General features: G+C 68.0%; 27 protein-coding genes, 1 tRNA gene and 2 pseudogenes. 10 read left to right on the top strand and 20 right to left on the bottom strand.

Annotated features, from left to right (window positions below; genetic code table 11):
• Positions 1–19: 19 nt before the first annotated feature.
• Positions 20–2,392 carry a lysylphosphatidylglycerol synthase transmembrane domain-containing protein gene (locus tag K9U37_RS09355; protein ID WP_243071449.1) on the top strand — a complete coding sequence of 791 codons (2,373 nt, stop codon included), beginning with the start codon at positions 20–22 and terminating at the stop codon, positions 2,390–2,392.
• Here the strand turns inward: K9U37_RS09355 and K9U37_RS09350 are convergent.
• The 4 genes and pseudogenes from K9U37_RS09350 to K9U37_RS09335 form a co-directional block, all read right to left on the bottom strand.
• Positions 2,358–3,389 (bottom strand): hypothetical protein, encoded by a 1,032-nt coding sequence (locus K9U37_RS09350; protein ID WP_243071448.1) that lies wholly within the window; start codon positions 3,387–3,389, stop codon positions 2,358–2,360. The two genes, K9U37_RS09355 and K9U37_RS09350, sit on opposite strands and share 35 nt — an antisense overlap.
• A 5-nt stretch (positions 3,390–3,394) precedes the next feature.
• Complete coding sequence (locus tag K9U37_RS09345) at positions 3,395–4,105, bottom strand: hypothetical protein (RefSeq protein ID WP_243071447.1); 711 nt, start codon at positions 4,103–4,105, stop codon at positions 3,395–3,397.
• Positions 4,105–4,599 (bottom strand): hypothetical protein, encoded by a 495-nt coding sequence (locus tag K9U37_RS09340; RefSeq protein WP_243071446.1) that lies wholly within the window; start codon positions 4,597–4,599, stop codon positions 4,105–4,107. Before K9U37_RS09340 ends, K9U37_RS09345 begins: the two co-directional genes overlap by 1 nt.
• 132 nt (positions 4,600–4,731) lie before the next feature.
• Positions 4,732–4,980 (bottom strand): annotated as a pseudogene (locus K9U37_RS09335) (hypothetical protein); the annotation flags it as partial.
• Here K9U37_RS09335 and K9U37_RS09330 point away from each other — a divergent pair.
• From K9U37_RS09330 to K9U37_RS20180, 3 genes are all read left to right on the top strand, one after another.
• Positions 4,976–5,293 carry a CdaR family protein gene (locus K9U37_RS09330; protein ID WP_243071445.1) on the top strand — a complete coding sequence of 106 codons (318 nt, stop codon included), beginning with the start codon at positions 4,976–4,978 and terminating at the stop codon, positions 5,291–5,293. The pseudogene K9U37_RS09335 and the gene K9U37_RS09330 sit on opposite strands and share 5 nt — an antisense overlap.
• A gap of 202 nt (positions 5,294–5,495) precedes the next feature.
• Positions 5,496–5,972 (top strand): TIGR03667 family PPOX class F420-dependent oxidoreductase, encoded by a 477-nt coding sequence (locus K9U37_RS09325; protein WP_243071444.1) that lies wholly within the window; start codon positions 5,496–5,498, stop codon positions 5,970–5,972.
• Between the two features lie 133 nt (positions 5,973–6,105).
• Positions 6,106–7,251, top strand: coding sequence for an adenylate/guanylate cyclase domain-containing protein (locus K9U37_RS20180; protein ID WP_243071443.1), 1,146 nt, complete (start codon positions 6,106–6,108; stop codon positions 7,249–7,251).
• A 60-nt stretch (positions 7,252–7,311) separates the two neighbouring features.
• Here the strand turns inward: K9U37_RS20180 and K9U37_RS09315 are convergent, their stop codons facing one another.
• The 3 genes from K9U37_RS09315 to K9U37_RS09305 form a co-directional block, all read right to left on the bottom strand.
• Complete coding sequence (locus K9U37_RS09315) at positions 7,312–8,052, bottom strand: aquaporin (RefSeq protein ID WP_243071442.1); 741 nt, start codon at positions 8,050–8,052, stop codon at positions 7,312–7,314.
• Between the two features lie 261 nt (positions 8,053–8,313).
• Entirely contained in the window at positions 8,314–8,553 is a 240-nt protein-coding gene (locus K9U37_RS09310) for a hypothetical protein (RefSeq protein WP_243071441.1), read from the bottom strand.
• A 115-nt stretch (positions 8,554–8,668) separates the two neighbouring features.
• Positions 8,669–9,265 carry a hypothetical protein gene (locus K9U37_RS09305; RefSeq protein ID WP_243071440.1) on the bottom strand — a complete coding sequence of 199 codons (597 nt, stop codon included), beginning with the start codon at positions 9,263–9,265 and terminating at the stop codon, positions 8,669–8,671.
• Positions 9,266–9,288: 23 nt separating this feature from the next.
• Here K9U37_RS09305 and tnpA point away from each other — a divergent pair, with 23 nt between their 5' ends.
• Positions 9,289–9,702 carry an IS200/IS605 family transposase gene (tnpA, locus tag K9U37_RS09300; RefSeq protein WP_243073297.1) on the top strand — a complete coding sequence of 138 codons (414 nt, stop codon included), beginning with the start codon at positions 9,289–9,291 and terminating at the stop codon, positions 9,700–9,702.
• A gap of 163 nt (positions 9,703–9,865) precedes the next feature.
• On the opposite strand, the gene phoU is transcribed toward tnpA, so the two are convergent.
• Together phoU and K9U37_RS09290 are read right to left on the bottom strand one after the other, a co-directional pair.
• Positions 9,866–10,531, bottom strand: coding sequence for a phosphate signaling complex protein PhoU (gene phoU, locus K9U37_RS09295; protein ID WP_243071439.1), 666 nt, complete (start codon positions 10,529–10,531; stop codon positions 9,866–9,868).
• A gap of 356 nt (positions 10,532–10,887) precedes the next feature.
• Positions 10,888–10,971: transfer RNA gene (locus K9U37_RS09290), tRNA-Leu, on the bottom strand.
• 76 nt (positions 10,972–11,047) lie between these two features.
• Here K9U37_RS09290 and K9U37_RS09285 point away from each other — a divergent pair.
• Together K9U37_RS09285 and K9U37_RS09280 are read left to right on the top strand one after the other, a co-directional pair.
• The gene (locus K9U37_RS09285) at positions 11,048–11,443 is read left to right on the top strand and encodes a hypothetical protein (RefSeq protein WP_243071438.1); all 396 of its coding nucleotides are present in this window, start codon (positions 11,048–11,050) and stop codon (positions 11,441–11,443) included.
• Positions 11,440–11,799, top strand: coding sequence for a DUF3817 domain-containing protein (locus tag K9U37_RS09280; protein WP_243071437.1), 360 nt, complete (start codon positions 11,440–11,442; stop codon positions 11,797–11,799). Before K9U37_RS09285 ends, K9U37_RS09280 begins: the two co-directional genes overlap by 4 nt.
• A 70-nt stretch (positions 11,800–11,869) precedes the next feature.
• Here K9U37_RS09280 and rdgB read toward each other — a convergent pair whose 3' ends face one another.
• The 10 genes and pseudogenes from rdgB to clpS form a co-directional block, all read right to left on the bottom strand.
• A complete protein-coding gene (gene rdgB, locus K9U37_RS09275; protein WP_243071436.1) occupies positions 11,870–12,481 on the bottom strand; it encodes an RdgB/HAM1 family non-canonical purine NTP pyrophosphatase in 612 nt (203 codons plus the stop codon).
• A gap of 31 nt (positions 12,482–12,512) precedes the next feature.
• Complete coding sequence (gene rph, locus K9U37_RS09270) at positions 12,513–13,292, bottom strand: ribonuclease PH (RefSeq protein WP_243071435.1); 780 nt, start codon at positions 13,290–13,292, stop codon at positions 12,513–12,515.
• 21 nt (positions 13,293–13,313) lie between these two features.
• On the bottom strand, positions 13,314–14,087 hold the full coding sequence (locus tag K9U37_RS09265; protein WP_243071434.1) for a cyclic nucleotide-degrading phosphodiesterase: 774 nt from the start codon (positions 14,085–14,087) through the stop codon (positions 13,314–13,316).
• A gap of 57 nt (positions 14,088–14,144) precedes the next feature.
• Positions 14,145–14,966: a glutamate racemase gene (gene murI, locus K9U37_RS09260; RefSeq protein ID WP_243071433.1), complete on the bottom strand. Its 822-nt coding sequence runs from the start codon at positions 14,964–14,966 to the stop codon at positions 14,145–14,147.
• A complete protein-coding gene (locus K9U37_RS09255; protein ID WP_243071432.1) occupies positions 14,963–15,631 on the bottom strand; it encodes a rhomboid family intramembrane serine protease in 669 nt (222 codons plus the stop codon). The genes murI and K9U37_RS09255 overlap by 4 nt, the downstream gene beginning before the upstream one ends.
• A gap of 95 nt (positions 15,632–15,726) precedes the next feature.
• Positions 15,727–15,996, bottom strand: a pseudogene (locus tag K9U37_RS09250) (MoaD/ThiS family protein); the annotation flags it as partial.
• The gene (locus K9U37_RS09245) at positions 15,993–16,427 is read right to left on the bottom strand and encodes a M67 family metallopeptidase (RefSeq protein ID WP_243071431.1); all 435 of its coding nucleotides are present in this window, start codon (positions 16,425–16,427) and stop codon (positions 15,993–15,995) included. The pseudogene K9U37_RS09250 and the gene K9U37_RS09245, both read right to left, overlap by 4 nt.
• Positions 16,428–16,456: 29 nt before the next feature.
• Positions 16,457–17,494: a P1 family peptidase gene (locus K9U37_RS09240; RefSeq protein WP_243071430.1), complete on the bottom strand. Its 1,038-nt coding sequence runs from the start codon at positions 17,492–17,494 to the stop codon at positions 16,457–16,459.
• Entirely contained in the window at positions 17,491–18,078 is a 588-nt protein-coding gene (gene aosR, locus K9U37_RS09235; protein WP_243071429.1) for an oxidative stress transcriptional regulator AosR, read from the bottom strand. Before aosR ends, K9U37_RS09240 begins: the two co-directional genes overlap by 4 nt.
• A 15-nt stretch (positions 18,079–18,093) precedes the next feature.
• Complete coding sequence (gene clpS / locus K9U37_RS09230) at positions 18,094–18,399, bottom strand: ATP-dependent Clp protease adapter ClpS (RefSeq protein WP_243071428.1); 306 nt, start codon at positions 18,397–18,399, stop codon at positions 18,094–18,096.
• Positions 18,400–18,476: 77 nt separating this feature from the next.
• Between clpS and K9U37_RS09225 the strand changes: the two genes are divergently transcribed.
• From K9U37_RS09225 to K9U37_RS09215, 3 genes are all read left to right on the top strand, one after another.
• Positions 18,477–19,772: a nicotinate phosphoribosyltransferase gene (locus K9U37_RS09225; protein WP_308197362.1), complete on the top strand. Its 1,296-nt coding sequence runs from the start codon at positions 18,477–18,479 to the stop codon at positions 19,770–19,772.
• Positions 19,769–21,787, top strand: coding sequence for an ATP-dependent DNA helicase (locus K9U37_RS09220; RefSeq protein WP_243071427.1), 2,019 nt, complete (start codon positions 19,769–19,771; stop codon positions 21,785–21,787). Before K9U37_RS09225 ends, K9U37_RS09220 begins: the two co-directional genes overlap by 4 nt.
• Before the next feature lie 97 nt (positions 21,788–21,884).
• Complete coding sequence (locus tag K9U37_RS09215) at positions 21,885–23,327, top strand: neutral zinc metallopeptidase (RefSeq protein WP_243071426.1); 1,443 nt, start codon at positions 21,885–21,887, stop codon at positions 23,325–23,327.
• Between the two features lie 11 nt (positions 23,328–23,338).
• On the opposite strand, the gene K9U37_RS09210 is transcribed toward K9U37_RS09215, so the two are convergent.
• Positions 23,339–24,064 carry an MspA family porin gene (locus K9U37_RS09210; protein ID WP_243071425.1) on the bottom strand — a complete coding sequence of 242 codons (726 nt, stop codon included), beginning with the start codon at positions 24,062–24,064 and terminating at the stop codon, positions 23,339–23,341.
• Positions 24,065–24,153: the final 89 nt, after the last annotated feature.

The following is a 24,153-nucleotide window of genomic DNA, read 5'->3' as shown; positions in this document are numbered from 1 at the left end:
CTCGGGATAAGTTTCAGCGATGCGAGTTGACGGGCGGGAGATCACCGTTGCGGGCAGCCTGCTGCAGCCGCTGACCCGCCGGACCAACGACATCGTCCGGCTCGCGCTGGCCGCCCTGTTCCTGGCCATCGTGATCACCAGCTCACTGATCACCCGCAACGACTGGGTCGGGCTGGAAAAGTCGGTGTCGCGGATCGTGGGCGTTCTCACGCCCACCCAGTCGAATCTGGTCTACCTCGCCTACGGTATCGCGATCCTGGCGCTGCCCTTCATGATCCTGGTCGGCCTGATCGCCGCCCGGCAGTGGAAGCTGCTCGGCGCATACGGTGCGGCCGGGTTCATCGCGGTGCTCTCGCTGTCGATCTCCGGAAACGGGATCGCTGCGCCGCGCTGGCACTTCGATCTCTCCGAGCGGCTGTCGACCACGCTGTCGCAGTTCCTCGACGACCCCCGGTGGATCGCGATGCTGGCAGCGGTCCTGACCGTGTCGGGTCCATGGCTGCCGGCCCGGTGGCGACGTGGGTGGTGGACGCTACTGCTCGCGTTCGTTCCGATCCACCTCGTCGTCAGTGCGGTGGTCCCGGCCCGCTCCCTGCTCGGGCTGGCGGTGGGCTGGTTCGTGGGGGCGCTCGTCGTGCTGGTCGTGGGTACCCCGGCACTCGAGGTGCCGCTCGACGGCGCGGTGCGGGCGCTGTCCCGGCGCGGCTTCGTGGTCGACACGCTGACGGTGGTGCGCCCGGCCGGGCATGGTCCGCTGGAGTTGTCGGCCACCAACGACGCCGGTGCGCACGTGGTCCTGGAGATGTACGGCCCTTACCAACGCGGCGCCGGAGCGTTGCGGCAGTTCTGGCGCTGGCTCATCCTGCGCGACGCGGAGACCGCACCACTGCAAGCCTCGATGCGCCGCGCCGTCGAGCACCGCGCCCTGATGACCATCGCGGTCGGCGACCTCGGCGTCGCCAACACCACAACCATGGCCGTGGCCGCGCTGGATCGGGGCTGGACGTTGTACGCCCACACCCCGCCGCTGGGGACGCCGATCGCCGAAGCGCCCGACGACGGTCTGGTGACCAGCGTGTGGGGATCGCTGGGGGTGCTTCAGCGCCACCAGGTCTCGCACGGCGACCTGCGGTTCAAGGAGATCACCGTCGATGCGGGCAAGGCGCTTTTCGGCGGATTCAGCAACTCCGAGTACGGCGCGTCCGACGAGCAGCTGCAGTCCGACATCGCCCAGCTGCTGGTGACGACGACCACCCGGTTCGGGGCGGCGGCCTCGGTGCGGGCCGCCGTCGACGTGCTGGGCAAGGACAGCGTCCTCAACGCCTCACGCCGCCTCACCAAGTCGGCGGTACCGGCGCGGCTGCGCAAGTCCGTCGACGATCCCAAATCAGTCATTGCCGCAGCGCGCGACGAGGTCAAGCGGCAGACCGGTGCCAACGAGATCAAGACCGAGACCATCACCCGGTTCACCCGCAAGCAGGTCATCCAGCTGGTGCTGCTGGTGGCGCTGGTCTACGTCGCCTATCCGTTCATCAGCACCGTGCCGATCTTCATCAGCGAGCTGCGCAACGCCAACTGGTGGTGGGCTCTTCTCGGTCTGGCGGTGTCGGCCTCGACGTACGTCGGTGCAGCAGCGGCATTGTGGGCGTGTGCGTCGGGGGTGGTGAGCTTTCGCAACCTGGTCATCATGCAGTTCGCAAACACCTTTGCCGCGACCACCACCCCGGCCGGTGTCGGCGGCCTGGCGCTGAGCACCCGGTTCCTGCAGAAAGCCGGCCTGGGCACCATGCGGGCCACCGCGGCGGTCGCGTTGCAGCAAGCCGTGCAGGTGATCACGCACGTGACACTGCTGATCTTCTTCAGCGTCGCCGCCGGAGCAACAGCCGACCTGTCGCACTTCGCGCCCAGCACCACCCTGCTGTATTTGATCGGCGGCGTCGCTCTCGGGGTGCTGGGGACGTTCCTGTTCGTGCCCAAGGCACGGCGGTGGCTCGACACCGCGATCCGGCCGCAACTGCAGGAGGTCAGCACCGAACTGCTGGACCTCATCCGCGAGCCCAAGCGACTTGCCGTGATCGTACTCGGCTGCTCCACAACAACTCTCGGCATGGCACTGGTGTTGTGGGCCAGCATCGAGGCGTTTGGCGGCGGCACCAACTTCGTGACGGTCACCATCGTGACGATGGTCGGCGGCACGCTGGCCTCGGCCGCGCCTACCCCCGGTGGTGTGGGCGCGGTGGAGGCCGCACTCATCGGTGGCCTGGCGGCCTTCGGTGTGCCGGCCGCCGTCGGGGTGCCGGCGGTCCTGCTCTACCGGGTGCTGACCTGCTGGCTGCCGGTCTTCGCCGGCTGGCCGATCATGCGGTGGCTGACCGGCAAGGACATGATCTAGACGCGACCGAGCAGAGCCGGGTTGTCCGACCGTTCCTAGACACTGAGCGAAACTGAGTTTCGCCCAGTGGGCGGCCCCTGGGCGGCCCCGAACGGTCGTGGGTCGCCTGGATTCTCGCCGTGGTCCTGTGAGCACGTCCGGTCTTGGCGCCTGTCGGCAGCCGGTTGCCTCGTGGGGTGGCGGGTTTCCTGGGTGCTCGCCGGGTTGCCGGGGTTGTCCGGGTGTCGCGGTTGTTGACCCGGGTCGCCTCCGCTGGGGCGGGCGGGTTCGTGTTCACGCGACGCCGGGCCCGGTGACCGAGTCCGCGTCTGCCGATCACCAACGCGGCTGCGTGGTGTCCGGAAGTCTGGGGGTGATGGGTTTTCATGGGGGCCAGCCAGTGTTGGGCTGCCCATTTCGAGGTGTAGGCGGGGTCGACGACGATGATCGCGAGCCCTGTGTTTGACGCCATCTGGGTCAGCCGGTCCCGGAACTTGGCGGTGGGGATGCCGGCGATCTGCCGGCGGAACCGGCGGCCCTTTCGTCCTCGGCTGGGCCGGTTGCCGGTCTTCTCGCGGCCCTGTGTTCGGGCGTCGGCGAAGTCGAGGTTTTCGATCACGATCGCGCGGGCGCCGACCGAGTGAGCGTGGGTGAGCAGGTCGGTGATCGCAGCCCGCAGCCGGCCGTCACGAGCCGTAGCCGACTGTCCTGTCAGATCGAGGTCGAGGGTGCGGGGAGTACCGAGGATGTTGCCGTCCGGGCAGACGCTGGTGACGGCGAGGTGTCCATCGTTGACATCGACCGCCACGACCGGGTGTTGACGCAATTCGTCGAGCGACGGTGCAGGGGACGGTGCGGTCCTCCAGGAGGCATCCACATACCAGCGCCCCGATTCGGGGTCGCAGCTGATGTCGTAGCGGACCGCCCCAGTGGCGGTCTGTGCGGCGACCTCCTCACCGCGGTAGGTGAACTCGACTGGACACGAGAGCCGGTACCGGCCGTGGGGACGGTTCGCCAAGTGTGTCAGCGGAGGAGTTTCAGTTCCAGCCACCGCTCATCGGGGTTCCAGCGGATTGTTTCGTTGCCCCATGCTTTGTCTTTTTCCCCGTCAGCGGTCAGGAACAACCGCGCCGCCGCCCACTGTTGGCGCCATTGCTGCACCGTCAGCCCCGCGTCGTCGAGGTTATTCCGTTTGTGCAGCAACGCTTTCCCGCCCCGAACCACATGAACGGTCCCGGCAATCAGGTCGGCGTCGACCGCGTCCAGACGCGTGGTGAGCGTGTGCAACCGGACTGTCTTCGCGTGCCGCTCCGACTTGCTCGCATACCCGCGTACCGCCTTCTTGCCGGTGCCGACCTTGTCGCCGACCGGGGCAGCTAAACGGGTAGTGATGGTTCGTATCCGCGCGGCGAGGCTGGCGCGTTGCGCCCACAGGTTCTGTTCGGCCAACCGGTACTGGTCCTCGCTGGTGCGGGTGATCGCCCCCGCCCACCGCGACGACGACTCGCTCGTTAACGTCTTCTTCCGCTTCTGACGCGACCGCGCTTTACCTTTCGCATCCAACCGGCCCTCCCGGCACCGCGCGGCCAGGTCACGACCCGCAAGCGATCCCAGTAACCCACCAACTTGGGTGAGTACCACCGCATCGGTGTCGTTGACGCGCAACCGGGTCCGTACCCGTGCACCAGACGGTGCAGCGGCGACAAACGGATCAGCAATCGCGCGTAGGTTCATCAGTGGTATATCTCCTGGCGGGCGCACTCCGCCGCGAGATACGGGTACTGGCCGACGATAGCGTGGAGCACCCGCTCACGGATGAGCTGGCGGGCCTCGGTGACACCGACCCTGCCGGTCACACTGTCCAATAACCGGTCGTAGTCGGTCTCGACGTGACGCAGGTAGTTGACCGCCCACCGCTCCAACACAGCGGGATCGGCCGAGGCGACGGTGGCGGGATCGTGGTTGTAGTAACCTCTTTCGGCCGCGTGCCATTCTGACTGGGCGTTACGGTTGGCGACCGCCACTCCGAACAGCGTGTCCTTCGCCAAGCGAGGAATCCGGATCTCGACCGCGTTGATCTGTGCGGTCAGTTCCGCGCGAGAGGCGTTCATCCGCTCGCTTTGTTGAGCCGACGCCTTCGCCCGCCGCTCCCTGGTCTTGTCAAACCACGTACGCCATTGCTCACCGCGCTCGGCGGCCTCCACACGAGGCAGGTCGTAGAGGCGCATTTTCGGACCACTGCGATAATTCGGGTTCGCCGCCAGGGCATCCGGCTCGCCCAGGAACCGTTTGACAGCGCCATCGGTCCATCCCGATGTTTGAGCGTGGACAGCGTGACACGCTCGATCTTCTCCGCGGTCTTACTCATGGCCGCCATCATTCCCCCGGTCACCGACAAACGCGGCCGGTCCGACATCACGCTGCGCGCAGCCGACGGCTTTGATCGCCCGGTTTCGGGCACTGCGCCGACCATAGAGTCGGGCACAGAACGACGTGAGCACCTCCACCATGTCGCGCACCAGATCATCGGTCACCTCGCCGGCATCGAGCACCACCAAGCTGCGGCCGTGCGCCATCCGTCGATCCGTCGGTTCTCCGGCCGGTGTGCGCTTCGCATTCGGTGACCCGGCCTGGGGCCTGAAGGGGTTTCGCAACACCCACATGGAGGCCAGCCACGCCCGTCGCGTCGCCACCCCGAGCGGCCCGCGCGCTGAGCAGTTGGCCCGCTACCGCGACGTCGCCCTGGCGGCGCTGGCCAGCGTCGACCACGCCCAAGCCGTGTCCTTCGTCGACAGGGTGCTCGGACCCTTGGCCGCCGACGACGAGACGACCTACCGGGTGGCGACGACCCTGGCGGTGTATCTGCAGGAGAACCGCAGCCCCGCGCGGGCAGCGTTACCGGGACTGTCCGCCGACTTGTGACGCCGGCACGATTGGCCGGCTGGGTTCAGGGTTCGAGCCGGGCGGCGCCCAGACGACCACTGTTCTCGCAACGTTCATCCATCGCGAAGTCACAGCTGCGCGCGATGCGCTAACCTCCCCGCGTGCTGAACGAAGAGAGTGCCGCGGTTGACCTACTTTTGCCGCACACGACGGGCTCGGACACGTCGCTCGCAGGCACTCCGTGAACTCGGCTGACGACGAACTCGACTTCCGAGGGGTGGGCGGGCATCTGACCGAAACGTCCTTCGCGGCCGCCGATCTCACCCACGAGATCACCCGGAAGCTCAAGCGCGACCGCTACGCCTGGCTCACCACCGTGGCACCCACGGGAATACCCGCACCGATGCTGGTGTGGTTCAGCTTCGACGGCACCTACGTCACCGTCTACACCCGGCCCCATGCCAGCCGAGTAACCCATGTGTTCCAGCACCCCGAGGTGAGCGTGCACCTGGAATCCGATGGATTCGGCGGCGGTATCGTCATCATCGGCGGCAAGGCTGCAGTCACCGCTGAAAACGTCGACCCCAGGGATGACAACGGCTTCTGGTCCAAGTACCACATGGAGGCAGAAGCAATAGGCCTCAGCGCGGCGATAGCGTCCTACAGCGTGCGGATCACCGTCACGCCGACAACACTTCGGACGACCTTCCCAGGGTAGCCACTCCCGTCACCGACCCCACCGCGGTGCCGGTCTGTTCACCTGAAGTTCAGAGAAGCAGAGCTGAAGCGTCAGGTGCCGTGCCGGAGAGTCACTTCACGTGGTGGATTCGGTGCACGGTTCGGCCAGTCTCGTGGCGCGAATCATCGAACTCGGGGCGGCCGGGGTCAATGAACTCGCCCGGCTGGGCAGCAGCAGCCTGCTGGCGGCACTCCTGGCCCGGCTCGGGCTCCTGAACGCCATCGAGGCGGACCTCGAACCAGAAGCCCAAGTCTCCCCGGCGGAGGTGATCACCCGGGGACTGCTGGCCGGGGAGGGCCGCTATACCCGGCTGGAGGTCGCCGAACAGGCCGGTGTCGACCTCGATGAGGCGCGACGACTCTGGCGGGCATTGGGGTTTCCCGAAGTCGGTGATGAGCAGCGGGTGTTCACCAGCGCGGACGTCGCCGCCCTGACCGATGTGGCCGGACTGCTTGGCGCCGACATCGTGGACGGCGACGGGCTGGTGGAACTGGCCCGCCCCCTGGGCAATCTGATGTCACGCCTGGCGGCGGCGCAGACGAGTTTCATCTCCGAGGTGCTGGGAGCGCGAATCGCGGCCGGCCGAAAGGTTGAGGACCCACACTTGTCCGACGACCTGGCGGCCCAAGCCCTCATCACAACTCGAGAATTGTTGCCGGTGCTGGAGCGGGCCACGGTGTATGCCTGGCGTCGGCATCTGGCCGCCGAGGTGGGGCGGGCGTTGTTTCCCGACGGATCTGGCCTGGACGTCTCCGCCGAGAGCCGGCAGGCAGCGGTGGGCTTCATCGACCTGACCGGGTACACGCGGCTGTCGCGCAACGTTGACCTCACCGAGCTGGCGAGGGTGCTCGATCGGTTCGAAACGGCCGTGCTCGACACCGTCGTCGCCCACGGTGGGCGGGTGATCAAGAACCTCGGCGACGAAATCCTGTTCGTGATCAACGATCCCGCCTCAGCCGCAGAGGCTACCATGCAGTTGTTGGACATGTTCACCGTCGACGACACCCTGCCGCAGATGCACGCCGGGCTGGCGTTCGGGCCGGTGCTCGAGCGCGGTGGTGACGTGTTCGGCCCCGTGGTGAACGTCGCCGCCCGACTGACCAGCCTCGCCCGCAAAGGCACCATCCGGGTCGACCAGGCGATGGCCACAGAGCTGGCCGACGCCCAGCAGTTCACTCTGTCGGTTCGTGCGCCGCGTCGCGTGCGCGGCTACCTCCAACTCCCCAGCTACCGTCTGCGGCGAGCACACATGCCCTGAAATTGAGCGAACGCTGTTTGCGTCCAGGGCCTTTCACCCTGACGCGCCCAATCCAATTGCTTACACGGTGTCGCTGAGGTCTTCGTGAGGGACGACGACGTCGTCGGCATCGGCGGCGATATCAGGGAACAGGGTGGCGATAAGCGCCAAACCGACTGCGGCGCCGATGATTTGGGCACCGATGAAGCCGGGGACTGACCCTGGAGCGATGCCGGCGAAGGTGTCGGAGAACATTCTTCCGATCGTCACGGCAGGGTTGGCGAACGAGGTGGAACTGGTAAACCAGTAGGCCGCGCCGATGTAGGCGCCGACGGCCGCAGCCGAGAGTGCGGCGCGACCGGTGCGGGCCAGGGCAAAGATCAAAGCGATGAGTCCAGCCGTGGCTACCACTTCACCGACCAGGTGACCGGTGGTAATGCGATCCTTCGTGGCGATCTCGAACACTGAGCGGTCGAACATCAGGTTGGCTAGCCACGAACCGGCGATGGCGCCGGTGATCTGGGCCGCCGCGTAGGCGAGAGCGTCCCCGCTGCGTATCCCGGTGCCAGCCCGCCGCCCCAGCAGCCAGTCCGACGCAGTCACAACCGGATTGAAGTGGGCGCCAGAAACGGGGCCGAACAGCAGGATCAAAACTGCGAGCCCGAAGACCGTGGCCGTCGAGTTTTCCAACAGCTGCAGCCCGACATCGTTGGGGGATAACTGGGCAGCTGCGATGCCCGAACCCACCACGACGGTGACCAGCAACCCGCTACCAACGAACTCTGAGAGAAGACGCCGGGGCAGAGCGGCCGTGTGGGTCATTCAACCGTCGTTTCAGCCATTGACGGTTCCGGGTAGCAGCTCTGCGATGAGCTCATCGACGCGGGCAAGCAGGGCTCGCCCTCAGGAGACGGTGACATCGGCACAGGTCTATATTGATGCTTATCGAATCAGTCGTCAACTGCGGGCCCGAGTGTCCGGCCGGGAAAGTTCGCCTTCGGTGTCGATGCCCGAGCTACTCGGCGCCCAACCACGAAGTGGTAGAAGCGAATTGAGCCGTGTCGGCCCGAGAGGGCGTCTAATCTAACTAGCGGGCTCCTCGTCCGGCAAGCTCGGCTCTGGTGATGGCCCCGGCTCATCGTCCTCCGACTCCCACAATTCGTCCTCCTCCACCAGCTCCGCGGTGACCTCGGCAGAAACGACGAGCGAAAACGCCTGTGCAAGGTTGAGCAACTTCGAGTCACTGGCTTTTGGGGCTTGGTCCCTTATGGCTTTAAGTAGTTCCTTGGCGGCGTCGTTGGCCAGTTCGATGAGGTCAGCCATGATTGTTTCCTATCGCGCTCGTTGTCGTAAATAGTGCGGCAGGATCGACCCTAGTCGTGTCCCTGCAGCCGCCGGGGCCACTTCGCCGGTCGGTCGCTTACTGGTCAGAGACGATTCACCGGCGGGCATTCCGTCCCCACTGCAACCCGACCAACCGCCCAGCATCATCGGTGTTCGGCCGCAGCGCACCATTGCCGTCCTTGGCCGCCACCGAATGCAGACCGCGCCGGGCGTTCTTGAACCGCGGCTTGCCCTTCTTGCCGACGTGCCACTGGCGCACCGCATCAAACGCTCGCGCCCCCAGATTCTGGGTCTCCTGCGCCGGCAGATGTTCACGCACCCACGACTTGCGCAGCGACGAGGCGAATGACTGTGCGGCATCGGCGGTGAACCCATGCGCGGCCTGCACCGCCCCAAAGGCGGCACCACGCCTCTTACGCTCGGCGGCCGTGCGTCGCGGCAATTCGCGCGCCGCCTGCCAGGCCGGATCGGCCTTCACCGCGCGGCTACGCCCGATGAACTCGCCCAGCACCGCGTTATACACCCGTACCCCGGTGAAGAACCGAGTGCCGATCTGGCGGCACTGCGCCCCCGTCGGCCGCAGCGGCCAGGACCGCACATGGGTGGGCGCGCCCTTCGGGCGTTTACGCGCACGCGGCTTGCGCACCGGCTCGGCGGCCGGTGTCGGCGCCATGCGATAGGCCTTACCCACAAGCTCAACCGTAGAGGTGACCACTGACACAAACGACGTATCGCCGTAAACGGCACAGCGTGTCGCTGCTGCACGCCCACCTCGTCTTCGTAACCAAGTTCCGACGCAAACTGTTCACCGATCCAATACTCACCTTCGCCGAAACCACCATGCGTACCGTGTGCGCCGAGCTCGATGTCGAGTTGGTCGAGTTCAACGGTGAGGCCGACCACGTGCATGTGCTGGTCGCCTATCCGCCCACGCTGGCGATTTCCGTTCTCGCGCAGCGGCTCAAGGGCCGCACCGCGTACGCGGTGCGACGCGAATTCACCGGCGCGTGTGTTCGCGCCCGCATGCGCGGACACCTGTGGTCGCCGTCCTACTTCGCCGTCTCCTGCGGCGGCGCACCCTTATCGATCATCAAGCAATACATCGACGGCCAAGCCCGACCTCTCTGAACGCCGGGCTACGCCCGGCGACACACGGGATGGGCTCACCCCGCCATAAATGGCGAGGCTTGCGCCCAAGAATTCGGTCAAGGGGCGCACCGGCGGCACAGTCGCGATTTCGTTCGCGCCCACCGCGGCGAGTCGTCGAGCAGCCTCCTGCGTCAGCGTGCTGTCAGTAGGTGGAGATGTCTTCCTCGGCAGGCAGTGTTCCGGTGGCGACGAAGATGACGCGGCGGCCGACCTCGACGGCGTGGTCGGCGAAGCGTTCGTAGAAGCGCCCGAGTAGCGCGGTGTCGACCGCAGCGGGTACACCGTGCTGCCAAGTCGGACTCATCAGCAGGCCGAACAGGCGGCGGTAGAGGTCATCCATCGCGTTGTCCTCTTCGCGCAGACGGGCGGCCGCCGCTGGGTCAGGGGTCAGCAGAACCTGTCGGGCGCTCTCACCGAGCTCGACGGCGAGCCTGCCCATATCGGCGAAGCAGTCACTGACCTCGCCGTACACCACGTGGTCGGGGTAGCGCAGTCGGGCGATCTTGGCGACGTGCACCGCCAGGGCATCCATGCGTTCAACGTCGCCGATGATCTGGATCGCACTGAAGACCACCCGCAGGTCACCGGCCACCGGCTGTTGCAGCGCCAGCAACGCGAAAGCGGCTTGCTCGGCTGTCGCCCGCAGCGCCCCCATCTGGTCGTGGTCGCTGATGACCTGTTCGGCTGCAGCTAGGTCGGCATCGAGCAGCGCCTGGGTTGCGCTCTTCATCGACAGCCCGGCCTGGCCGCACAGCTTAGCGAGCTGGCCAGTCAGCTCATCGAGTTTCTCGTGAAACACGGTCCGCATCGAAGAAATCTCCCATCGCGCACATTCCCGCACTCAAGGCGGCACAGTCAAAATTGGTCGCCATCATCATCGGTCGTCATCGGTCGCCCGCCGCCGATCCGCGTCGATGTTCCGATGATGTTCGCCCACCGTTCAATGACGAGCGTGTTGGTCTGACGCCAGAACACGACGGCCTGCGGACACTTGGCGTTCACTTTGTGATCCCGAGTCGTTCAGCGGCGGCGGTAGGTTCTCCAGCGTCAACGCAGTGGCGGAATCCGCGTCCGACGATTGACGCATAACGAAGCAATCCATCGCGATCGCATTGCCGGCGTGTGGCGACCAACATGTTCAGCGACGCGACTCAATCGTAATCGTGCGGGCGGAGGGACTCGAACCCTCACGCTCTTTCGAGCACGGGCACCTAAAGCCCGGGTGTCTGCCAGTTCCACCACGCCCGCGGACGCACAGATTCTAGCCTTGCGGCGCGACGATCCTCTCGGTGATGCGACCCATCTTGCACGGTACCGTCGTGGTGTGTCCACGACCCGCCGCCGCAAGTATGCGCTGATCCCTTTGGTGATCATCGCGGCCGGCGGCTGCCTGGCGCTGGGCTGGTGGCAGTGGACCCGGTACGAGTCGACGTCGGGCAGCTTTCAGAACCTCGGCTACGCCTTGCAGTGGCCCGCGTTCGCGGGCTTCTGCATCTACGCCTACCGCAAGTTCGTCCGCTACGAGGAAGCCCCGCCCCAGCAGCCCGCGGCAGCAGCGGCCGTCACCGAGATCCCGGCCGGACTTCTGCCAGAACGCCCAACGGCTGCAACACAATCCGCTGTCCAAGATCCCGCTCTGCGGGAGTACAACGCCTATCTGGCCGAGCTCGCCAAAGCCGATGAGGCGAACGACCATCACCAGAATAGGACCGCTATATGAGCGCACCCGACACCCCGGAGGCACACGCCCAGCCGATCGTCCCGGTCGAGAAGCTCCGCACCGCCCTCAACGGCTACCGGGTCATGGCGTGGACGACCGGTATCTGGCTGATCGCGCTGTGCTACGAGATGGTGATGAAGTACATCGTGAAGGTGGACAACCCGCCGAGTTGGATCGGCGTGGTGCACGGCTGGGTGTACTTCATCTACCTGTTGTTCACCGCCAACCTCGCGGTGAAGGTCCGCTGGCCGATCGCCAAGACCATCGGCGTGCTGCTGGCCGGCACCATCCCGCTGCTGGGCATCATCGTCGAGCAGGTACAGACCCGCGACCTCAAGGCCCGGTTCAACCTCTGATCTGCTGGCGGATGAGTCCCGTCACGGGAGCGTCGCCACCGGCCCGGCTCGCGACGTCGATCGCGGTGCCTCAGCCCGCCAGAGCGCGCAGCGCCGGCAGCAGAAGGGCCAGCGCTCGGCCGCGATGCGACACCGCGTCCTTCTCTGAAGCGGTCAATTGCGCGGCGCTGCGCGTCTCGCCCTCGGGAACGAAGACCGGGTCGTAGCCGAAGCCCCCCTCGCCGCGCGGCTCCCGGGCGATCGCCCCGGGCCATACCCCACGCACCACCACACTGTCGTCGTCACCGGGACCGTAGACCAGCGCGCACGCCGACGCGAACGCCGCCGCGCGGCGTTCGTCGGGAACGTCGCGCAACTGGGCCAGCAGCAGTGTGTAGTTGGCGACGTCGTCACCGTGGGCACCCGACCACCGCGCCGAGAGCACCCCAGGCATCCCGTTGAGTGCCACGACTTCCAGTCCGGAGTCGTCGGCGACGGTCGCCAGCCCGGTGGCGGCGTAGGCGTCGCGCGCCTTGGCCAACGCGTTCTCCTCGAACGTCGCCCCGGTCTCGGGCGCCTCGTCGAAGGGCGGCACGTCGTCGAGGGACACCAGGGTCAGCCCGGAGACGCCGGCGGCGTCGAGGACGCGGCGCAGTTCGGCCAGCTTCTTGCGATTGCGGCTGGCGACCACAACGGTGGTCACGCGCCGGCGACGACGGGGAGCGGCGCCATCGTCAGCTGCCGAACGCCTTCTTGGCCGGCGGCCCTTCGGGCAGCACGCCGGGATAGGGCTGCGCCAGGACCTCGCGTTGGATGGCGAACAGCGTCTCGCAGCCGGCGAGCGCCACGTCGAGCATCTTGTCCAGCGTCGAGCGCGGGAACGTCGCACCTTCCCCGGTGCCCTGGATCTCCACCAGTGTTCCGGTGTCGGTGGCCACCACGTTCATGTCGACCTCGGCGCGTGAATCCTCCTCGTAGGGCAGATCCAGGCGCACCCGACCGTCCACCACGCCGACGCTCACCGCCGCGATCGCGCACGACAGCGGCTTGGGGTCAGACAGTTTGCCCGCGGCGGCCAGGTAGGTGATGGCATCCGACAGTGCGACGTAGGCCCCGGTGATCGCGGCCGTGCGGGTGCCGCCGTCGGCCTGCAGCACGTCGCAGTCGATGGCGATGGTGTTCTCGCCCAACGCTTTCAGGTCGATGCAGGCCCGCAGCGAGCGGCCTACCAGCCGGCTGATCTCCTGGGTGCGCCCACCGAGGCGGCCCTTGACCGACTCACGGTCCGAGCGAGTGTGGGTGGCACCGGGCAGCATTGCGTACTCGGCGGTCAGCCAGCCCTCCCCTGAGCCTTTACGCCAGCGGGGCACGCCCTCGGTGACGCTGGCCGTGCACATGACCCGGGTTTCACCGAAGCTGATCAGAACCGAACCGGCCGGGTGGGAGGTGAAGCCGCGGCTGATGGTCACCGGCCGCAGTTCGTCGTCAAGCCTGCCGTCTTGTCGTCGTGACACCTGGCAACACTAGCCGAGCGGTCAGGACCGGCGGACGTCGATGCTCTCCCCGCAGACCACGGCGTGCATCGGACCGTCGAACTCGGCCTTGGCCTCGCTGATGACGTCCTCGCGCGACGTCCACGGCGGGATGTGGGTCAGCAGCAGTTCACCGACACCGGCCCGGTTGGCGACCTGCCCCGCCTCGGTGCCCGACAGATGCAGGTGCGGCGGACGCTCCGGGGCATGCGTCCAGGAGGCCTCGCAGAGGAAGACATCGGCGCCGGTGGCCAGCTCGACCAGCGACTCGCACATGCCGGTGTCACCGCTGTAGACCAGCGTGGCACCCGACGGATCGGTGATGCGCATCCCGAACGACTCGGTCGGGTGGGTGACCAGCTTGGGCAGCACACCGAGCGCACCGACCTGGACGGGCTGACCGTCGATCCAGTGCCGGATCTCGAAGAGATCGGAGAAGTCGTCGAGCTCACCGCCCCGCGGGGAGGACGCCGCCGCCAGCCGGGTCCAGGTATCGCTCGGCCCGTATATGGTGCCGCGGCCCTTGGCCGGTGTCGGGTGGTAGCGCCGCCACACGAACAGGCCGGGAAGGTCCAGGCAGTGATCGGCGTGCAAATGCGACAGCAGGACGTGAACGTCGTTGGGGTCGGCATAGCGCTGCAGCGCACCGAGCACGCCGCCACCGAAGTCGAGCACGAGCGGCGGGGTGTCAGGAGCGGTCAGCAGGTAGCCGGACGCCGGCGAATCGGGCCCGACAACACTGCCGGAGCAACCGAGGACGGTGATTCGCACAGCCACAAGCTTGCCATGCCCGGCTGCCCCGAGAGGAGAACTTCGCGGCTTTGACCTTGAGAATCACTTCTGAGCGCCGACGTGACGCTGAACAGGTTGGACACCCGTGATCGCCGGTCCCAGGAAACGCGACGCCAGAACGAGGAACGACTCCGGGTCACCGGTCGCCTCGAAGACCCGCGTCGCCGGCGGAGCGTCGTGCGGGCGCAGCAGGTCGCGTTCGGTCAACACGCGCAGCAGATCCTTCGCGGTCTCCTCGGCGCTGGACACCAGAGTGACCTCGTCGCCCATCGCCAGCTGGATCAGCCCGGACAGCAGCGGGTAGTGCGTGCAGCCGAGCACCAGAGTGTCGACCTGCGCGCGCTGCAGCGGCTCGAGGTAGCCCTCGGCGAGATTGAGTACCTGCCGTCCGCTGGTGACGCCACGCTCGACGAAGTCGACGAACCGCGGGCAGGCCGCCGCGGCGACGTCGACGTCGCGGGCGGCGGCGAACGCGTCCTGGTAGGCGCCGGAGGCGATGGTGGCCTGAGTGCCGATCACGCCGATGCGCCCGGTGCGGGTGGTGGCCACCGCCCGACGGACGGCCGGCAGGATCACCTCAACGACGGGCACGTCGTAGCGTTCCCGGGCGTCGCGCAGGCAGGCCGACGACGCGGTGTTGCACGCGATGACGAGCGCCTTGACCCCCCGCTCGACGAGGTCGTCGCCGACGGCCAGGGCGTGCGCGCGGACATCGGGGATGCTCAGCGGACCGTACGGTCCGTTGGCGGTGTCGCCGACGTAGATGATGTCCTCGTCGGGCAGTTGGTCGATGATCGAACGCGCGACGGTCAGCCCGCCGACGCCGGAGTCGAAGATCCCGACCGGCGCGAAGCGGTCGCTCATGAGGTCAGGCGCGGCAGCTGACCGGCCTTCTTGCGTTCCCTGGCCGTGCGTTCCGGGCCGGACAGCCAGTAGGCGGCGAGCACGCCGGCGATCGCACCGCACAGATGGCCCTGCCAGGACACCCCGCCGCAGCGGTCGAGTTCGGGGACCGCGCCCCACAGCACGCCGCCGTAGACCAGCAGTACCACGACGCCGGTGACGATCCACCAGATGTGCCGGGTGAACCAGCCGAACACGAGCAGGAACGTCAGCCAGCCGAAGATCAGCCCGGAGGCGCCGATGTGGTTGGTCTCCAGCCCGCAGCCGACGTTGCCGATCAGCCAGGTGCCCAGGCCGCCGACGATCCAGATGATCGCGGTGGCCCACACGAACCGCGACATCCCGGCCAGCGTGACCAGGAAGCCCAGCACCAGCGCGGGCACGGTGTTGGCGGCCAGGTGCTGCCAGCTCCCGTGCAGCAGCGGCGCGAAGATCACACCCCACAGGCCGTCGGTCTCCAGGGGCCGGATTCCGTTGCGGTCCAGGGAGTGGTCGGACAGCTGGTCGACGAGTTCGATGAGATAGAGCAGCACCACGAACGACACGATGGTGGCGCCGCCGACCTTCCAGGCAGGCGCCTTGGGCTCGGGCGGCGGGGTCGCCGGATAGCCCAATGGCTGGTTCATCCGCTACCCATCCTCCGACGTCATGCCCAGAGCTGGCCGTCCAGCGCCTCCTCTGCATCATCCAGGCTACCGGCGTAGGCACCCGGTCGACAGGCGCCGCCTGCTACGGCGGGCAGGATCGTCACGGAGTCGCCGTCGGCGATCTGCGTGCCCAGCCCACCGGAGAACCGGACGTCCTCGTCGTTGACGTAGATGTTGACGAACCGGTTGAGCTTGCCGCCATCGACCAGCCGCTCGGAAATACCCGAGTAGTTGGCCTCGAGGTCGGCGATCACCGCCTCCAATGTGGAACCGGTCGCGCTGACCCGCTTTTCACCACCGGTGTGGCTGCGCAGGATGGTCGGGATGGACACGGTGACAGTCATGGGCGCCTTTCGGATGGCTCGTAGCGGTCGACGATGGTGACGGGTTCCTCGGTGACCACACCGTCTTGGATCCGGTAGCTGCGGAGCTCGTGTCGCTCCGGATCGCGGGTGGAGACCAGGACGTAGTGCGCGTCGGGTTCGGAGGCATACGCGATGTCGGTGCGGCTGGGGTAGGCCTCAGTCGCGGTGTGCGAGTGGTAGATGACAACGGGAACCTCGTCGTCGGCGTCCATCTTCCGCCACACCTTGAGCTGCTCGCCGGAGTCGAAGCGGTAGAACGTCGGCGACCGTTCGGCGTTGAGCATCGCGACGTGCCGCTCCGGGCGATCGGACCCGTCCGGCCCGGCCAGCACACCGCACGCCTCGTCGGGGTGATCCGCGCGGGCGTGGTCGATCATGGCGTCGACCAAGTCGGCACGGATCACCAGCACGGCGGAGGCTCCTCCTTGCAGCGCCTCGTTCAGTGGGCGTTCGCCCCGAACGCTCCGGGCGACATGTCGCGGTAGGTCGGTATTCCAGCCACCTGCTCGGCAGCCATCACAGCGACCAGTACCGCGCGCGCCAAACAGTCTGCCCCCGCGGCACCGAGCGAGGCGACCAGCTTGGTTTCCGGTGACATGGCGACCGGGGTGTCCGGGTCGGGTTCGACGACGACGCGACCGGTGGCCAAAGCGAAGACGGTGTCGCCGTCCAGCGGGGTGTGGGCCGGCCGGATGGTGTGGGCCAGACCGTCCTGGGCGGCGACGGCGAAGCGGTGACAGGCCGCCGGTGACAGCGCGGCGTCGGTGGCGACCACCGCGATGGTGGTGTTGAGCGCGTTGAGTTCGCCATCGCGGGCCGCCAGCGCGGCGATCTGCTCGGCGGGCGGTGCGACCAGCCCGAACTCGGCGATCAGGTGGGCCATCCACGGCAGGCCGGTGGCGGGGTCGATGACATTGCCCGCACTGTTGACCGCGACGACGGCGCCGACGGTCACCCCGGAGTCCAGGGTGATCGAGGCGGTACCGAGGCCGCCCTTGAGCACCCCGGCGCGGGCGCCGACACCGGCTCCCACGGTGCCCACGGCGACATCCGCCCCGGCTGACGCCGCTGCCCGGTAGCCGAAGTCGGCGGTCGGCCGGCACGCCCAGCCGCCGACGGGAAGATCGAAAATCGCCGCGGTTGGAACTATCGGCACCACGCCGCCGTCCATCTTGACGCCGCGGCCCTGCTCCTCGAGCCAGGTCATCACCCCGTCGGCGGCGGCCAGGCCGTAGGCACTGCCGCCGGTGAGCACCACCGCGTCGGCATGCCGGACGCTGTTGGACGGGTCGAGCAGGTCGGTCTCGCGGGTGCCGGGTGCGCCGCCGCGGACGTCGACCGCCCCGACGGTCCCGCTCGGAGCGATGACGACGGTGGTGCCGGACGCCCACCCCGAACCGAGCGTCGCGTCGGCATCGAGGCGGTGGTGCTGGCCGACCAGAATGCCCTCGACGTCGGTGATCGCGCCTGCGCTCATCGGATGGGCTTGCCCATCAGGCCCAGCACCAGATACTCCTGCAGCACGGTCAGCCACTGGTAAACGTCGAGATGCCCGGCCAGCGGATGATCGGCGGGAAGACGGTCCGGGCCATCGGGACCGATCTCCAGCATGGTGCCCAGCGCCAGTCGCACGTCGTTGACCGCCGAGACCCAGGCGTTGGCGTCGGCCTCGGTGAGCTCGAACCGACCGCCGTCGTCGGGCAAGGTATCCAAAAGCCGTTGTGCAGCAGCCTTTTTCGCGTCAATGATGTCCGGCTCGTGCAGGCCACGCAGCGCACCGTTGAGACTCTCGGCGGCCGCCGAGCCGGCCGGGTGATCACGTTGGGGCTCGAAGAAGTCGGGTAGCAGCCGGCGCATCGTCGCGTCCTCGGGCGGCTGGGAGTGGCCGGTGCGGATCCCGGTGATCTGGGTCAGCGGGTCGGACGGGGCCGCCGCCTCCCACTCGTCGAGCATGCCCTGCACCGAGGTCACCATGTTCTTCAGCAGCGCCGCCTCGTGCGGAGCCAGAGCGGACCGGAAACGGGGACCGTCAGCGGTGTCGACCCGCTTCCATTTGCGCACGAATCAGCGCCGCGCTCAGCGGTCCTGCTGCATGGTGGCCCACAGGCCGGCCGCATGCAGTTTGGACACGTCGACTTCCATGGACTCGCGGCTGCCCGACGACACCACCGCCTTGCCCTCGTTGTGGACCTGGAGCATCAGTTTGGTTGCCTGAGGCTCGCTGTAGCCGAACAGCTTCTGGAAGATGTAGGTCACGTAGTTCATCAGGTTCACCGGGTCGTCCCAGACGATGGTGACCCACGGGCGGTCCACGACGTCGTCGGGTTCAGTTGCCTGCTGCCCGCTGGTGCCCGGCCGGGTCGGTGCTGCTGACGCGCCCATGGGTCCAAGGATAGCGAGCCGACGCAATCTCCCGACGTCCGCGCTCCCGGTGTCGCGTCAGCCGATACCGTTGCCGTGTGACGGCCGCGCTGCTGACCGACAAGTACGAGCTGACGATGCTGTCGGCGGCCTTGCGGGACGGGACCGCCGCGCGCCGTACCACCTTCGAGGTCTTCGCCCGCCGCCTGCCGGAGGGCCGCCGCTACGGCGTGGTGGCGGGCACCGGCCGGTTCCTGGAGGCGTTGACGGAGTTCGTCTTCGACGACGGCGCGCTGGACTCGCTGAGCTCGTTTCTCGACGCGGCCACGCTGGACTACCTGCGTGGCTTCCGATTCAGCGGCGACATCGACGGTTACGCCGAGGGCGAGCTGTACTTCCCCGGGTCGCCGGTGCTCTCGGTCACCGGCACGTTCGCCGAATGCGTGGTGCTCGAGACATTGGCGCTGTCGATCTTCAATCACGACACCGCGATCGCCTCGGCAGCCGCCCGGATGGTCAGCGCGTCCGCGGGCCGACCGCTGATCGAGATGGGATCGCGGCGCACGCATGAGCAGGCGGCGGTCGCCTCGGCGCGTGCCGCCTACATCGCCGGGTTTGCCGGTACGTCCAACCTCGAGGCGTGCCGCCGCTACGGCGTGCCCGCGCTGGGCACCAGCGCTCATGCGTTCACGATGCTGCACACCGGCGCCGACGGCCCGGATGAGAAGGCCGCGTTCCGGGCTCAGGTCGACGCGCTGGGGGTCGGCACCACGCTGCTGGTCGACACCTATGACGTGATCGTCGGCGCGGCCAACGCCATCGCCGTCGCGGGTACCGGGCTCGGCGCGGTGCGCATCGACTCCGGCGACCTGGGTGTGCTGGCCCGGCAGGTTCGCGCCCAACTCGACGAGCTGGGCGCCACCGGCACCCAGATCGTGGTGTCCGGCGATCTCGACGAGTACTCGATCGCAGCGCTGCGCGCCGACCCCGTCGACACCTACGGCGTGGGCACCTCGGTGGTCACCGGCTCGGGCGCACCGACGGCCAGCATGGTCTACAAACTGGTCGAGGTCGACGGACTTCCGGTGCAGAAGCGCAGCAGCCACAAGGAATCTCATGGCGGACGCAAGGCCGCGACACGGCTGTCCCGGCCCACCGGCACGATCACCGAAGAGGTGATCCACCCGGTCGGCGAACCCGTCGAGAGCGCCGAGCCGGCACGGCTGCTGACGGTGCCGCTGGTGCGGGGCGGCCGACTGCTGGCGACGCCGGATCTCACCGCGGCCCGCGAGCGGGTGGTCGCCGGACTGCACAGCCTGCCCTGGGAGGGCCTGGCCCTGTCCCGCGGCGAACCCGCGATCCCGACCCGCCAGGTAACGGCGCGCCGACGGTGAGCGCTGAGGAATTCCCGCCGGTCGCCGAGCTGCTGGCCACCGCGGTCGCAGCACTGGGCGGCAGCCAGCGTCCTGGCCAGGTGACGATGGCCGAGGCGGTGGCGCACGCGCTCGAGTCCGGGGAGCATCTCGCGGTGCAGGCCGGGACAGGGACGGGAAAGTCGCTGGCCTACCTGGTGCCCGCGATCGCGCGGGCCATCACCGCGGAGTCACCCGTGGTGGTGTCCACCGCCACCATCGCCCTGCAACGCCAGCTCGTCGACCGCGACCTGCCCCGGCTGGTCGACGCGCTGGCCGATGCCCTGCCCCGTCGGCCGCGGTTCGCCCTGCTCAAAGGCCGACGAAACTATCTGTGCCTGAACAAGATTCACGGTACTCCCGACACCGACGCCGACTCCTCTCAGGTGGAGCTGTTCGAACCGATGGCGGCCACCGCGCTGAGCCGTGACGTGGCCCGGCTGACGGCATGGGCGTCGTCGACCGAGACCGGCGACCGCGACGACCTCACGCCGGGGGTGGCGGAACGATCCTGGTCTGAGGTCAGCGTGTCGGCCCGCGAATGCCTCGGGATGGCGCGCTGCCCCTTCGGCGCGGACTGCTTCGCGGAAAAGGCCCGGGCGGTGGCCGGTGACGCCGACATCGTGGTCACCAACCACGCACTGCTGGCCATCGACGCGATCGCGGAGGCATCCGTGCTGCCCGAGCACGAGTACGTGGTGGTCGACGAGGCGCACGAGTTGGTGGACCGGGTGACCTCGGTGGCCACCGGCGAGCTCACTCCCGCGCCACTGGGTGTGGCGACCCGGCGCATCGCCCGGCTGGTCAGCCCGGAGCTGAGCAAGCGGATGGAGGCCGCGGTCGCGACGTTCTCCTCGGCCATCCACGACGCGGAACCGGGCCGGATGGACTATCTCGACGCCGAGTTGGCGACGTATCTGACCGCCCTGCGTGACGCGGCGAACGCAGCGCGCGCCGACATCGACCCGTCTCCGCGTGACCCCAGGACGGCCCCGGCGCGCACCGAGGCGATCGCCGCGCTGAGCGAGATCGCCGACACCGCCGCGCGGGTGCTGGACTCGTTCGTGCCAGCGATACCGGACCGCACGGATGTGGTGTGGCTCGATCACGAGGACAGTCCGGGGGGCAGGAGCGCGGCGGCTCGGGGATCGACGGGTGCAACGATGCGTCCGGTGCTGCGGGTGGCGCCGCTGTCGGTAGCCGGCCTGATCCGCGGCCGGCTGTTCGACGCCGCGACCGCGGTGCTCACGTCGGCGACGTTGACCATCGGCGGTTCGTTCGATGTGATGGCCGCCGCCTGGGGGCTCGCCGACGGACCATCCTGGCGCGGGCTGGACGTCGGCTCACCATTCGAACACGCCAAGTCCGGGATCCTCTACATCGCGGCGCACCTGCCGCCGCCGGGCCGCGACGGCACCGGTTCGCAGCCGCAACTCGACGAGATCGCCGAACTCATCGAAGCAGCCGACGGACGCACCTTGGGCCTGTTCTCGTCGATGCGCGCCGCGAAAGCCGCCGCCGAGGCGATGCGCGCGCGCCTCGACACCCCGGTGCTGTGCCAAGGCGACGACAGCACCGCCGCGCTGGTCGAGCAGTTCGCCGCCGACCCGCAGACCTCGTTGTTCGGCACACTGTCGTTGTGGCAGGGCGTCGACGTGCCGGGTCCGTCGCTGTCGTTGGTGCTCATCGACCGCATTCCCTTCCCGCGACCCGACGATCCGCTGCTGACCGCCCGGCAGCGCGCGGTGGCGGCGCGGGGTGGCAACGGCTTCATGGCGGTGGCGGCTGCGCACGCGGCCCTGCTGCTCGCCCAGGGTGCGGGCCGGCTGCTGCGTCGGGTCGACGACCGCGGCGTAGTGGCGGTGCTGGACTCCCGGATGGCCACCGCCCGTTACGGTGGCTATCTGCGGGCTTCCCTTCCGCCGTTCTGGACCACCACCGACCCGCATCGGGTCAAACAAGCACTTCAGCGCCTTCGCGGCGGCGCTCCCGGATGATCGGCGACCGGCCCGTCCGCGCCGCACGGCACTATTGTGGTAGCGAACTTCCACACCGGACCCCGCCGGTCTTCGGCGCTGCAGAGAGGTAGCACTCGTGCGTCCACGACACCTGCGACGTCTGCTCGCCGTCGCCGGTGCCGCGGTGGTGCTGGCCGGCTGCGGCACCACCGTGCAGGGCAAACCGGTGTCGATCTTCGAGGACCCGTTCAAGGTGGCGGGCCTGCAGGCCGTCGACGGCGACAGCGGGTTGCGCTCGAACGCCGAGAAGCCCACCCGCGAGGTCACCGACGGTGACGGCGGCAAGGACGACGAGATCGCCGCGCAGTCCGTCAGCGATCTGGAGACCTTCTGGCAGGAGGCGTACAGCCAGACCTTCGACGGCAAGTTCCAACCGGTCAAGGACCTCATCTCCTGGGACCCCAACGGCTATGCCGGCACGTTCTGCGACGAGAGCACCGACGGCCTGATCAACGCCGCTTTCTGCGAGGACGACAACACCATCGGCTGGGACCGCGGCGTGCTGCTGCCCTCCCTGCGGCAGGCCAACGGCGACATGGCCATCACGATGGTGCTGGCCCACGAGTACGGCCACGCCATCCAGAAGCTGGCCAAGCTGAACAAGAAGGGCACCCCGACGCTGGTGGCCGAGCAGCAGGCCGACTGCTTCGCCGGGGTGTACATGCGGTGGGTGGCCGAGGGCAACTCACCACGCTTCACGCTGTCCACCGGCGACGGGCTGAACAACCTTCTGGCGGCGATGATCTCGTTCCGCGACCCGCTGCTCAGCCAGAACGACTACTACAGCACCGGTGACGAGCACGGCTCGGCCTTCGAGCGAATCTCGGCGTTCCAGTTCGGATTCACCGATGGGGCGTCGTCGTGCGCGGCGATCGACGCCGCCGAGATCGGCCAGCGTCGCGGCGACCTGCCTGTCGAACTGCAGTCGGACCAGACCGGTGAGTGGCCGGTGAGTGAGGAGTCGACGAGGGCGATTGTCGACGCGATGAACATCCTGTTCTCTCCGAAGAACCCGCCTCACCTGATGTTCGACGCCGCCTCGGCATCGACCTGCCCGGACGCCCGGCCCAGTCCGCCGGTGTCGTTCTGCCCGGCCACCAACACCATCGCGGTCGACCTGCCGGGGCTGGAGAAGATCGGCGCGCCGAACGAGGGCCAGGACAACGTGCTGGTCCAAGGTGACAACACCGCCTACTCGGTGGTGGTGTCGCGCTACATGCTGGCGCTTCAGCATCAGCAGAGCGGCCTGGTGCTCGACAACGCAACGGCCGGGTTGCGCACCGCGTGTCTGACCGGGGTGGCCACCACGAAGCTGTCAGAGGAGGTCACCACCCCCGACGGCAACACGGTGGCGCTCACTGCCGGCGACATCGACGAGGCGGTGTCGGGGCTGCTGACCAACGGGCTGGCCGCCAGCGACATCAACGGTGAGACGGTGCCGGCCGGGTTCTCCCGGATCGATGCGTTCCGGATCGGCGTGCTGGGCGATCAGGAGCGCTGCCTCAAGCGCTTCCCGTGACGACCGTGGGGTCAGATTTTCTTGGTCACGCCGTACCAGGACAGGATCGCCTCGCCCTGGTCGGTGGATTTGGTGAGCGTCGCGTAGGAGCGGATGAACGACTCGCCCACGCAGCCGTCGATCTTGACGTGGAAGTTGCTGATCGACACCCACGGCGCGGGGCCCTTGTATTCCTTCTTGGTCACCGGGAAGACGTTGATGATGCCGGGCTTGAGGCCGACGGTGATGCCCCCGCCGATGTTCCCGCCGACGGCGGGCAGGACTCCGTCGGGCAGCACTCCGGGGAAGGCCAGGCCGAAGTTGCTGACGGACGGGCCGATGCCCGCGGTTCCGGTCAGCGTCACACCGTTGGAGGTGCTCATGTCGATGCCGCAGCCGATCTGGTAGCCGACCTCGAAGACGCCCTTCGGGGAGTCGCCGCTGCCGCTGAGCGCCCCGTTGTAGACCCCGCCGACGATGTACTCACGCGACGAGATCGCCGTGGTCAGCGGGGCCACCGGCATCTGGATCTCGTCCTTGGCCGAGACCGTCAACGTCCAGCCGTCGGGTGATTTCGTGGTGGCCGGCGAGGTGGACTCGACCCTGCCATCGTCCACCGGCACTGCGGCGTCGGGAACTTCGGCCGAAACCGGCGTGGCCGCGTCGGGAGCTGTGGGATCCGGGTCGGCCCAAGCCGGCGCCGACGTAACGAGCAAGGAACCAACCAGCGCCACAGCGGCTGCACCACGTACAAACACTGCCCCGAAAGCCTTCCCGGCGCGCCGTTGGTCCGCCTCGATGATGGACCGGCCGACACTCCTTCAGGGAACCTACATGCGGCTCCCTT

Source organism: Candidatus Mycolicibacterium alkanivorans (genome assembly GCF_022760805.1).
GTDB classification, from domain to species: Bacteria; Actinomycetota; Actinomycetes; order Mycobacteriales; family Mycobacteriaceae; genus Mycobacterium; species Mycobacterium alkanivorans.
Note: the sequence above shows the minus strand (reverse complement) of the source record. Positions and strands in the feature narration are given on the sequence as shown.

Coding starts and splice junctions, on each gene's coding strand:
- K9U37_RS09280 (WP_243071437.1), top strand. CDS start 11,440: ATGAGCGCACCCGACACCCCGGAGGCACACGCCCAGCCGATCGTCCCG.
- K9U37_RS09345 (WP_243071447.1), bottom strand. CDS start 4,105: ATGAACCTACGCGCGATTGCTGATCCGTTTGTCGCCGCTGCACCGTCT.
- K9U37_RS09315 (WP_243071442.1), bottom strand. CDS start 8,052: ATGACCCACACGGCCGCTCTGCCCCGGCGTCTTCTCTCAGAGTTCGTT.
- K9U37_RS09310 (WP_243071441.1), bottom strand. CDS start 8,553: ATGGCTGACCTCATCGAACTGGCCAACGACGCCGCCAAGGAACTACTT.
- clpS (WP_243071428.1), bottom strand. CDS start 18,399: ATGGGCGCGTCAGCAGCACCGACCCGGCCGGGCACCAGCGGGCAGCAG.
- murI (WP_243071433.1), bottom strand. CDS start 14,966: ATGAGCGACCGCTTCGCGCCGGTCGGGATCTTCGACTCCGGCGTCGGC.
- K9U37_RS09240 (WP_243071430.1), bottom strand. CDS start 17,494: ATGAGCGCAGGCGCGATCACCGACGTCGAGGGCATTCTGGTCGGCCAG.
- K9U37_RS09255 (WP_243071432.1), bottom strand. CDS start 15,631: ATGAACCAGCCATTGGGCTATCCGGCGACCCCGCCGCCCGAGCCCAAG.
- K9U37_RS09355 (WP_243071449.1), top strand. CDS start 20: ATGCGAGTTGACGGGCGGGAGATCACCGTTGCGGGCAGCCTGCTGCAG.
- K9U37_RS09340 (WP_243071446.1), bottom strand. CDS start 4,599: ATGCGCCTCTACGACCTGCCTCGTGTGGAGGCCGCCGAGCGCGGTGAG.
- phoU (WP_243071439.1), bottom strand. CDS start 10,531: ATGCGGACCGTGTTTCACGAGAAACTCGATGAGCTGACTGGCCAGCTC.